This window comes from Polaribacter gochangensis (genome assembly GCF_046224025.1).
In the GTDB taxonomy this organism is placed as follows: Bacteria; Bacteroidota; Bacteroidia; order Flavobacteriales; family Flavobacteriaceae; genus Polaribacter; species Polaribacter gochangensis.
Map to the genome: position 1 here is coordinate 868,843 of NZ_JBJXRF010000002.1, position 9,890 is coordinate 878,732.

The 9,890-nt window shown below is 29.4% G+C and carries 12 protein-coding genes; 7 read left to right on the forward strand and 5 right to left on the reverse strand.

The features are described from left to right. The first annotated feature begins 83 nt into the window (after positions 1–83). The 6 genes from ACEWL1_RS09275 to ACEWL1_RS09300 all read left to right on the forward strand — a co-directional run bounded on the left by ACEWL1_RS09275 (position 84) and on the right by ACEWL1_RS09300 (position 5,543). Positions 84–611, forward strand: coding sequence for a DinB family protein (locus tag ACEWL1_RS09275; RefSeq protein ID WP_409233019.1), 528 nt, complete (start codon positions 84–86; stop codon positions 609–611). Next, entirely contained in the window at positions 608–1,048 is a 441-nt protein-coding gene (locus ACEWL1_RS09280) for a hypothetical protein (RefSeq protein WP_409233020.1), read from the forward strand. The genes ACEWL1_RS09275 and ACEWL1_RS09280 overlap by 4 nt, the downstream gene beginning before the upstream one ends. 70 nt (positions 1,049–1,118) lie before the next feature. Next, on the forward strand, positions 1,119–2,447 hold the full coding sequence (ffh, locus tag ACEWL1_RS09285; RefSeq protein ID WP_409233021.1) for a signal recognition particle protein: 1,329 nt from the start codon (positions 1,119–1,121) through the stop codon (positions 2,445–2,447). 53 nt (positions 2,448–2,500) lie between these two features. After that, positions 2,501–3,931, forward strand: a complete 1,431-nt coding sequence (locus ACEWL1_RS09290) for a hypothetical protein (protein ID WP_409233022.1) — start codon at positions 2,501–2,503, stop codon at positions 3,929–3,931. Next, positions 3,928–4,803, forward strand: coding sequence for a bifunctional 5,10-methylenetetrahydrofolate dehydrogenase/5,10-methenyltetrahydrofolate cyclohydrolase (locus tag ACEWL1_RS09295; RefSeq protein ID WP_409233023.1), 876 nt, complete (start codon positions 3,928–3,930; stop codon positions 4,801–4,803). Before ACEWL1_RS09290 ends, ACEWL1_RS09295 begins: the two co-directional genes overlap by 4 nt. A gap of 35 nt (positions 4,804–4,838) precedes the next feature. Further along, positions 4,839–5,543 carry a YwaF family protein gene (locus ACEWL1_RS09300; protein ID WP_409233024.1) on the forward strand — a complete coding sequence of 235 codons (705 nt, stop codon included), beginning with the start codon at positions 4,839–4,841 and terminating at the stop codon, positions 5,541–5,543. Here ACEWL1_RS09300 and ACEWL1_RS09305 read toward each other — a convergent pair. The 3 genes from ACEWL1_RS09305 to ACEWL1_RS09315 form a co-directional block, all read right to left on the reverse strand. Continuing rightward, positions 5,540–6,124, reverse strand: coding sequence for a hypothetical protein (locus ACEWL1_RS09305; protein ID WP_409233025.1), 585 nt, complete (start codon positions 6,122–6,124; stop codon positions 5,540–5,542). The two genes, ACEWL1_RS09300 and ACEWL1_RS09305, sit on opposite strands and share 4 nt — an antisense overlap. 91 nt (positions 6,125–6,215) lie before the next feature. Further along, positions 6,216–6,575, reverse strand: coding sequence for a cupin domain-containing protein (locus ACEWL1_RS09310; protein ID WP_409233026.1), 360 nt, complete (start codon positions 6,573–6,575; stop codon positions 6,216–6,218). A gap of 54 nt (positions 6,576–6,629) precedes the next feature. Then, a complete protein-coding gene (locus ACEWL1_RS09315; protein WP_409233027.1) occupies positions 6,630–7,196 on the reverse strand; it encodes a hypothetical protein in 567 nt (188 codons plus the stop codon). A gap of 182 nt (positions 7,197–7,378) precedes the next feature. Here ACEWL1_RS09315 and ACEWL1_RS09320 point away from each other — a divergent pair, with 182 nt between their 5' ends. Then, complete coding sequence (locus ACEWL1_RS09320; RefSeq protein ID WP_409233028.1) at positions 7,379–8,008, forward strand: 7-carboxy-7-deazaguanine synthase QueE; 630 nt, start codon at positions 7,379–7,381, stop codon at positions 8,006–8,008. A 33-nt stretch (positions 8,009–8,041) separates the two neighbouring features. On the opposite strand, the gene cmk is transcribed toward ACEWL1_RS09320, so the two are convergent. Both cmk and porQ read right to left on the reverse strand, forming a co-directional pair. Then, entirely contained in the window at positions 8,042–8,728 is a 687-nt protein-coding gene (gene cmk, locus ACEWL1_RS09325; RefSeq protein WP_409233029.1) for a (d)CMP kinase, read from the reverse strand. Further along, positions 8,729–9,754 (reverse strand): type IX secretion system protein PorQ, encoded by a 1,026-nt coding sequence (gene porQ / locus ACEWL1_RS09330; RefSeq protein WP_409233030.1) that lies wholly within the window; start codon positions 9,752–9,754, stop codon positions 8,729–8,731. Between the last annotated feature and the right edge of the window lie 136 nt (positions 9,755–9,890).

Genomic DNA, 9,890 nt, shown 5'->3' on the forward strand with positions numbered 1-9,890 from the left:
GAAATGTAATCAACTGTATATTTTTTGTAGTGAGTTGTAGTTTGCTTTTATTTTGTATATTTCTTCATCGTAATAAAACAAAAATGACTAAAAGTGAAATTATATCGCTTCTCGAAGAAAAACACCAAGAATTATTTAATTTAATAGAGAATCATCCAGAGAAAGAATGGTTGAATGGTCCAGAAAACAAATGGACATTTGGCCAACATATTTTGCATTTAGCAGATGCTATTCAGCTTTTAAATAATGCATTGAGTTATCCGAAGTTTATTTTAAAATACAAGTTTGGAAAATCAAATAGAGCAACTAGAAGTTACGATGTTGTTGTAAAAAATTATCAAAAAAAATTAGCTAAGAATCAAGAAAAAGCAATGAAATTTAATAATAAATTAAAGATTCCTTCTTTGCAAGAAAAAACGATTTTAATAAACAAACTTAACATTCAGAATAAAAAATTACAATACAAAACCAATAAATTAAAAGACACCGATTTAGATATATTGTTAATACCACATCCATTAATGGGGAAAATGACGGTTAGAGAAATTATTATGTGGACAGCGTATCACACAGCACATCATACACAAATTTTAAAAGAGAAGTATTCATGAAAAAACTGATTACAAAACCACATATATTCTTTTTGGGACTGATTCCTATTTCAATACTCTTAGCATATTTTTTTAATAGTGAAGGCATTAACATTCGTTATTATGGCGCAAGTTTAACTGTAGAGTTAAAATACATCTATTATGTGGCTGCTTTCTTTTTTGGATTAATTGGAATTAATTATTTCTCCATTCATTGGGCTAAAAAAACTCCAAAAAAAGGCTTAACACGAATTCATATAATCCTACAAGGTTTTTCATTTGTGCTTTTAATCACCTATAATAAATGGAGCTGGTTACAATCAGCAAAGAATTTAAATAAAGACTTTGTTATAGACAACTCTAATCTTATTCTTTTTATTTCATTTATTTTATTTCTTTTAGCTTCAATTATTCATGTATTCAACTTCTTTTTGAGCCTATTTTCAAAATCTAAATAACGTATTATTTCTTTATAAAAATCGTGCTATTTTCTTATATTTGTGCTTCCAAAAAAAGAACAAAAAGCACATGTTTAATAATTTAAGCGACAAATTAGATAAAGCCTTACACACATTAAAAGGTCACGGTAGTATTACAGAAGTAAACGTTGCAGAAACGCTAAAAGAAGTTCGTAGAGCTTTATTAGATGCCGATGTTAACTTTAAAATTGCCAAAGATTTTACTAAAAGAGTACAAGCTAAAGCCTTAGGACAAGATGTATTAACCACATTAAATCCTGGACAATTAATGGTAAAGTTGGTTAAAGATGAACTAACCGATTTAATGGGTGGAGAAACTGTAGGAATAAACCTTGGTGGTTCTCCAACTGTAATTTTAATGTCTGGTTTACAAGGTTCTGGTAAAACTACTTTTTCTGGGAAATTAGCAAACTACTTAAAAACTAAAAAAACAAAACAAGTTTTATTAGTTGGTTGTGATGTGTATCGCCCAGCTGCCATAAATCAATTACAAGTTGTTGGAGAACAAATTGGTGTTGAAGTCTATGCAGAAGTTGGTAACAACAATCCGGTAGAAATTTCTAAAAATGCTATCAAACACGCAAAAGCAAACGGTAAAAATGTAGTTATTATTGATACGGCTGGTCGTTTAGCTGTGGATGAAGAAATGATGACCGAAATTTCTAACATTCATAAAGCTGTAAATCCGCAAGAAACATTGTTTGTTGTAGATTCTATGACTGGGCAAGATGCTGTTAATACAGCGAAAGCTTTTAATGACGTATTAAATTTTGATGGAGTTATTTTAACAAAATTAGATGGTGATACCCGTGGTGGAGCAGCATTAACCATAAAATCTGTTGTAGATAAACCAATAAAATTTATTGGAACTGGTGAAAAAATGGAAGCTATTGATGTTTTTCATCCAGATAGAATGGCCGATAGAATCTTGGGAATGGGAGATGTAGTGTCTCTTGTAGAACGTGCTCAAGAACAATTTGATGAAGAAGAATCAAGAAAATTACAAAAGAAAATCGCTAAAAACCAATTTGGTTTTGATGATTTTTTAACTCAGATTCAACAAATCAAAAAGATGGGTAACATGAAAGATTTAGTGGGGATGATTCCTGGTGCTGGTAAAGCAATGAAAGATGTAGATATTGATGATGATGCCTTTAAAGGAATTGAAGCTATTATTCATTCGATGACACCTTCAGAAAGAAGCACACCAAGTACTATAAATTCTAGCAGAAAAAAACGAATTGCAAAAGGTTCTGGATCAACCGTTCAAGATGTCAATCAATTGATGAAACAATTCAATCAAATGAGCAAAATGATGAAGATGATGCAAGGTGGTGGTGGAAGAAAAATGATGCAAATGATGCAAGGAATGAAATAAAACAAAAGGCTACTGATTCAGTAGCCTTTTTAATTTTAATACTATTTTAGTACATGCTTTTAAAAATATTAACTTCCTTATTTGAAACAAAGAAAAATCGTTTTGTTTCTTTTTCTGTATTGGGAGTTCTTATTTTTTTAGTTTCTAACCAAAATGGAATGTTTTGGGACAATGTGCTTTTTGCTTCAAAAATGGGAAATCAATTGTATAACAATGCTATTTTTGATTGGACCATGCCAGATACTTTTGATCCTGGTCACCCACCCTTTTTAGGTTTTTTATTAGCTGCAAGTTGGAAAATCTTAGGACATCATTTATGGGTAAGTCATTTGGTTATAGTACCATTTACAATTGGATTCTTTTATCAAGTGTTTCGGTTTATTAGTTATTTTATTGATAAAAAACACCTACAATTATTTGCTTTTTTATTGATAATTATAGATCCTACAATTTCTACAGCATTTGTCTTGGTAAACCCAGAAATCATTATCCTCTTTTTCTTTTTTCTTACTGTAAACGGAATTCTATTCAAATCAACAGTTCAGAAAATTATTGGTTTACTTTTTTTAAGTATTGTTACTTATAGAAGCATGATGCTTTTTGGAGGAGTTTTTCTTTTTGAAATTTGCAATCATCTTTGGTTAGAAAAAAAGAAAATCAAATCAATATTAACTATCAAATTCTTAACACCATATGTCCTTGGATGTTTACCCGGATTTCTTTTTGTTAGCTGGAGATTAACTACAAAAGGTTGGCTACAAACACATCCAGATTCGCCTTGGGCAGATTATTGGCATTTTGCAGATTTCGAATTCTTTATAAGAAACTGTATTGTTTTAGTATGGAGATATATAGATTTTGGTCGAGTATTTATTTTCCTTTTTTTAGTAATAAGCATTCTAATTTTTGGTAAAAGAATATTTCAATCAACAAAAAACAAGAAACTATTATTGTTGGCTATAACATCTGTTTTTTTTATAATTATTACAGTTTTAATGGCTACAAATGCCTTTGGTCATCGTTATTTTATTGTTTCATATATCGCTTTTTTTCTACTAGCTTTTAGCATACTTCAAAGTTTTTACAAGAAAAAGAAATTTATTTATGTGTTATTATGTATTGGCTTATTATCAGGTAATTTTTGGATGTATCCGAAACATCTTTCACAAGGTTGGGATGCAACTTTAGGACATTTACCTTATCATTCTTTACGATTAGAAGCAATAAATTATTTAAATGAGAATAACATTAATATAGAGGAAGTTGCTAGTTTTTTTCCTAATTACAATATTTTAGATTACATCGATTTTAAAGGTGACAAAAGATCCTTTACTAAGTTTAATGCAACTAATAGATATGTCTTTTATGCCTCTGTATTTAATTTAACAGATGAAGAACTAAATTCTTTAACAAATCATTATTCTGTACTAAAACAATTTCATAAATTTAACACAACTATCAAAATTTATATTTTAAATCCATGACACTACTAGACGGAAAAGCAACATCAAACCAAATTAAAGAAGAAATTGCAATTGAAACTCAGCAATTAGTAAATAAAGGAATTAAAGTTCCTCATTTAGCAGCAATTTTAGTTGGTAGCAATGGTGCAAGTTTAACGTATGTAAATGCAAAAGTAAAAGCATGTGCAAAAGCGGGTTTTGAATCAACCTTAGTTCGATTATCTGATGATATAGCTGAAGTTGAATTATTAAATGAAATTGAAAAATTAAATACAAATCCTGATATTGATGGATTTATAGTTCAGTTACCATTGCCAAAGCACATTGATGAGCAAAAAGTATTGATGGCGGTAAATCCTGATAAAGATGTTGATGGATTTCACCCTACAAATGTTGGAAAAATGACATTAAACTTACCCACTTTTTTACCTGCAACTCCGTACGGAATTTTAGAATTATTAGAAAGATACAAAGTAGAAACTAGTGGAAAACATGTTGTAGTTATTGGTAGAAGCCATATTGTTGGAAGCCCAATGAGTATTTTAATGTCGCAAAAAAGGGCAGCAGGAAATGCTACGGTAACGATTACTCATAGTAAAACAAAAAACTTAAAAGAAATTACATTACAAGCAGACATTATTGTTGCCGCATTAGGAATTCCTGAGTTTTTAACTGGAGATATGGTAAAAGGCGGAGTTACAATTATTGATGTTGGAATTACAAGAGTTGAAGATAATACAAAGAAAAAAGGGTTTCGTTTAGCTGGTGATGTTCATTTTGAGTCGGTTTCTAAAAAGGCGAGCTTTATAACTCCTGTTCCTGGTGGAGTTGGTCCGATGACAATTGCCATGTTAATGAAAAACACTTTACTTGCAGCAAAAAATAGAAGTTAATTTCTTTTTTTATATTGCAGTAAATATTTCTGCAATTGAACGATTTTTTTCTAAAAGAAAACAGTGATTTTATTCCTTTTTCGGTGCAACATTTACTTGTTGTTGTATTCTTGTTTCTATTTGGTTATATTTTAATAAAATGGGCTAAAAAACAATCAGAAAAAATTCAAATTCTTACTGGAAACATTTTAACCATTACTATTTCATTATTTGTAATTATAGGTTTTGTCCTAAGATTATATAGCAACAATTTTAATATACAAGAGCATTTGCCTTTGCATTTATGTAGCTTCTTAGCTTTAATAATTCCAATCGTTTCTATTAAACGGAATTATGTACATTATGAAATAGTCTTCTTTTTAATTTTGGCAGGAACTCTTCAATCTTTAATAACTCCGAGTTCGTATAGTTTCTTAAATTTTGAGTTTTTTAGATATTGGTTTGTACATGCTGGATTGGTAATTTTTATGATGTACGCTACTTTTATTTATAACATGCAACCAACATTAAAAAGTGTTCTCAAATCATTTATTGGAATGCAGGTTTATATGGTTCTGATGTTTATCCTTAATTATTTCTTAGGATCAAATTATTTTTACACAAATAGAAAACCGGATTCCGCTTCTATGTTAGATTTATTTGGCGAATGGCCTTATTATGTTTTCGTTGTTGAGCTGATTGTTATTCCGTTTTTCTTGTTGATTTATTTGCCCTTTTATCTAACAAGAAAAAGAGTTTAATCATTTTCTTTTGTACATTCAATTTTCCAAAACGGAAACATTATAGTTTCCTTTTCATCAACCCACTCTCCAATCCATTTAAAACTTTTAGTATCAATCTCATAAAAAGTTAATCTAGAAAAACCCTTTGCACCGTTAGGTGCATTTTGCTTTTTGTACAAAACGATTTTATTTTTTTTTCTATTTCCCTTCCATGTTTGTAAAGTACTTGAAGTTACAGCAGAAGAATAATAATGAACTTTCCATTGTAAACTGTCATTATCGTATTGTCTAATGCTTCCAGAATGACGCCCATCTTCTTTTAACGTTAAATCTTGCACTGCCATTCCATTCATAATATATTTAAATTCCCAAGTCATTTTCACAGGCTTTGCCCAAGTTTGATCAGGGCTCCTAGAAGTCGACAAGCATTTACTCAAACCAATTAGCTCTTTATAATCTTGTAATTGATTTGGTGCTTTAGGGTTGTATTTTCCGAACGGGTAATCTTTTGTAGAGGTATACTTCATTTCAATTTTTTCTTGAGCAGATAGTATAGAAAATGAAAACATAAATAACAATAAGAAGCCTCTAATTCGCATAATAAGTGGATTTTGGATTAGGAATTTAAAAAATAAATCTTTTAAAACACTATAACTAAAATTGTTTATGAAAATTTTAACTCAAATGATGTTATTCTCTATGCACTAAATCTATAGAGAATGCTGGTAAACAAATTGCCAAATATTCACAATCTTTATCAAAAGGATTTGAGTACTGGACTCGTGTATTTTTATTGATTTTTATTGATTGCCCTGCTTCTAAAATAACCGTTTCACCATCAATAATAAATTGTTTTTTGCCTTTTATAATATACGTGTATTCATCAAATTCTGGTGTTTGAAAAGGCTCACTCCATTTAGGCGGCGCAATCATATGAGCAATACTAATTTCAGTATCTTGATTTGTAGCATTACCAAAATGTTCTTCAATTAATTTTCCGTCTGTAGTAGGAAAAACAAATGGCGTTTTTTGAATGGTATATTTTTTCATCAACAAGCATTTTTTATTAAAAAGATAATCTAACTAAATGCAGAAAAGCTTTGGTTAATTAAACCAAACAATAAATGATTTTACTTTGGCCAAACCAGGAATTTGCTCAATACTAATTTTTTGTGTGCTAAAATTCTTTAAACCTAAATCTTCTTTATCTAAACTAATTGTTACGTTTAAATCATCTATAAATAGTGTTGCAGAACTTAAAGAAGTTTCTACTTTAGTAATTTTATTATTTAAATTGATGTCTTCAAAAGATGAATTTAAAGAAATTCCTGTTTTTGTAGAAAACCTTGGGTCAAAAACTTGAATACTTTTTATAGTTGATGTTGAATCTAATTGTTCTTGTGGAATAATCGTTAATAAATGCTTTCCTCCTTTTTCATAAATCAAATATTCATCATCATCTTGAAAATAATTACTTCCCAAACTTCCTTCACTTAAATTTTTAACAATAGAATCCTTTTTAAAAATGTTATCTAATTCATTTACCGTGGTTAATGTTGTTAGTTTACCAACTTTTCCTTTTGAAATGGTAAATTTTCCGCTATTGCCACATTGTACAAATAAAATTGATATTACACTTATCACTAACAATTTATAAATACTCTTACTCATTCTTTTATTTTTTATACTAAACTAAACGATTGTTTTTTACTTATCTTATTTAATGAGCATAAAAGTAATCAATCTTTAAATGATACAAAACAATAAAAAGGGATTATCTCATAAAAATAGCAAATAGAATTCCTTTTTATTGCTCTTTATATTCCTTTAAGTTTCAGTATCTTTGCCAACCAATGAAAAAAGAGGTCCAAGATTTAATAAACAAAGGAGAAATGCTTCCGTTAATGGAAGAGTTTTACACCATTCAAGGTGAAGGTTCTCATACAGGAAAAGCTGCATATTTTATAAGAATTGGCGGTTGTGATGTAGGTTGCCATTGGTGCGATGTCAAAGAAAGTTGGAATGCCAAATTGCACCCACCAACACATGCTGATGTAATTGTTGAAAATGCCAAAAAGAACGCTGACACAGTTGTAATTACGGGTGGAGAACCTTTAATGTGGAGTTTAGACTACATCACTAATCAACTGCAACAAAACCATATAAAAACCCATATAGAAACGTCTGGAGCTTATTCGTTTTCAGGGAAATGGGATTGGTTTTGTTTGTCGCCAAAGAAAACAAAATTACCTTTACAAGAAGTCTACAAAGAGGCAGATGAGTTAAAAATGATTATTCATAATATGAGTGATTTTAAATTTGCAGAAGAAGAAGCTTTAAAAGTTGGAGAAAAATGTGAATTGTTTTTACAGCCAGAATGGAGTAAAAGAGAAAAAATGATTCCTGAAATTGTAGCTTATGTGATGAAAAATCCGAAATGGAAAATTTCTTTACAAACTCATAAATATTTAGATATTCCCTAATAAAAAAAGCAGCTATTTCGCTGCTTTCTTTTATTATAATTTTTCTTGAACCAATTTGAGAATCATTTCAAATTGTTCTTCTTTTGTTAAATTTGAATTATCTATTTCAATGGCATCTTCTGCTTTTACTAAAGGAGAGTCTTCTCTGGTAGTATCCATTTGATCTCTTTCAACTACGTTTTTATAAATTTCTTCATAACTTACATCATCCCCTTTTTCAATCAATTCATCATACCTTCTTTTTGCTCTTGTATGGGCAGAAGCCGTCATAAATATTTTTAACTCTGCATTCGGAAAAACAACAGTACCAATATCTCTTCCGTCCATTACAATTCCTTTATGCAACCCCATTTCTTGTTGTTCTGAAACCAATTTTTCTCTAATTTTAGAAATTGCAGAAACTTTGCTTACTAAGTTAGATACTTCTATTGAACGGATTTTTTTCTCAACATTTACACCGTTTAAATAAACTTCCGCAAAACCTAATTCTTCGTTAAAACGAAATGTAATTTTAATATTTGTAAGTTTATCAATCAACTTTTCTTGATGGACAAAATTTAATCCTACAAAACCATTCTGCATCGCATACAATGTTACTGTTCTGTACATTGCACCAGTATCGACATAAATATATCCTAAATATTTTGCCAATTGTTTAGCAATTGTACTTTTTCCGGTTGATGAAAAACCGTCTATTGCGATGGTTATTTTTTTATTCATTTATCTTTTTCTATCTAAATCTATTTGTAGGCTAAAAGTACTAATATTTGTAGCAGTATGCACTTTAGAATACGCATAGTTCAATTTAAAATTATTCATTTTCAATCCAAAACCTAACGATATTCCGCCAAATGTTCTTATGTTTTGCAATCTATACTCTTGTGATTTTCTGAAATTATATCCCATTCGTAAGTTAATGGCACTTTCTGAAAATAATTCAACACCAACAATAAAATGTCTCAAAGCATTATTCACAAAAGTCACATTTTCCTCTGTAATATTTCCTTCAATATCAGAAACTTGGTTTGAAGGGTTACTCACTGAAACATTCCATTGTTGTAAATTATCAATCGTTAAATACCATTTAACAGGAACGTTTTCTAATTGATAAGAGCCTCCTAATAGTACTTCTAATGGAAGTTTTTCTAACTCATCATTAAAGGAAGATATTTGTGTTCCAATATTTCTAACTACTAAAGTAATAACAAAAGGCTTATGTGGGTTATGATACAAAAAACCGATATCTGCAGCAATTCCAATTGATGAATAAGCACTTATAGATGAGTTAATCAATTTAATATTTGCACCAGCATATAAATTTGTCCACGGTAAATTTACAGCATAACCAATTGAAAGAGCTATATCACTTGCAGAAAAATTTCCTGTGATATTTCCTGATTCATCTGCCTCAATTATGCTACCGTAATTAATATATTTAACGTTTCCTTGTAAAGTTCCAAATCTTCTATTAATTCTTTTTGCAAAAGAAACGGATCCAATATTGATCCCCGATAGATATGAAGAATAATTTACAGCTAATTGGTTATCTAAATTCTCATTAATCACCGATGGGTTCCATAATGGTTGGTTTACATCATTTATCAAAGTAAGGACTTTTCCACCAAGTGCAGTTTGTTTTGCTGAAGTAGAAATATTTAAAAATTGATATACAGATTCTCCACCTACTTGTGAAAACATCAAGCTTGGAAAAATAAATGTTATAAATAAACTTTTAGCTATTTTCATAAACAAGTTGCAAAGAAAAGATAATTAATAATTAGAACGAAAATATTCTCTTTTATTTTACTTTTTCAACAAAAAAAAGTCCTCAATCTTTTGATTGAGGACTTTAGTATATTATATTGATTTGTATCAATATAAA

What these genes read in the sequence shown, in the direction of transcription:
- ACEWL1_RS09275 (WP_409233019.1), top strand. Translation starts at nt 84, where the DNA reads ATGACTAAAAGTGAAATTATATCGCTTCTCGAAGAAAAACACCAAGAA.
- ACEWL1_RS09280 (WP_409233020.1), top strand. Translation starts at nt 608, where the DNA reads ATGAAAAAACTGATTACAAAACCACATATATTCTTTTTGGGACTGATT.
- ffh (WP_409233021.1), top strand. Translation starts at nt 1,119, where the DNA reads ATGTTTAATAATTTAAGCGACAAATTAGATAAAGCCTTACACACATTA.
- ACEWL1_RS09290 (WP_409233022.1), top strand. Translation starts at nt 2,501, where the DNA reads ATGCTTTTAAAAATATTAACTTCCTTATTTGAAACAAAGAAAAATCGT.
- ACEWL1_RS09295 (WP_409233023.1), top strand. Translation starts at nt 3,928, where the DNA reads ATGACACTACTAGACGGAAAAGCAACATCAAACCAAATTAAAGAAGAA.
- ACEWL1_RS09305 (WP_409233025.1), bottom strand. Translation starts at nt 6,124, where the DNA reads ATGCGAATTAGAGGCTTCTTATTGTTATTTATGTTTTCATTTTCTATA.
- ACEWL1_RS09310 (WP_409233026.1), bottom strand. Translation starts at nt 6,575, where the DNA reads ATGAAAAAATATACCATTCAAAAAACGCCATTTGTTTTTCCTACTACA.
- ACEWL1_RS09315 (WP_409233027.1), bottom strand. Translation starts at nt 7,196, where the DNA reads ATGAGTAAGAGTATTTATAAATTGTTAGTGATAAGTGTAATATCAATT.
- ACEWL1_RS09320 (WP_409233028.1), top strand. Translation starts at nt 7,379, where the DNA reads ATGAAAAAAGAGGTCCAAGATTTAATAAACAAAGGAGAAATGCTTCCG.
- cmk (WP_409233029.1), bottom strand. Translation starts at nt 8,728, where the DNA reads ATGAATAAAAAAATAACCATCGCAATAGACGGTTTTTCATCAACCGGA.
- porQ (WP_409233030.1), bottom strand. Translation starts at nt 9,754, where the DNA reads ATGAAAATAGCTAAAAGTTTATTTATAACATTTATTTTTCCAAGCTTG.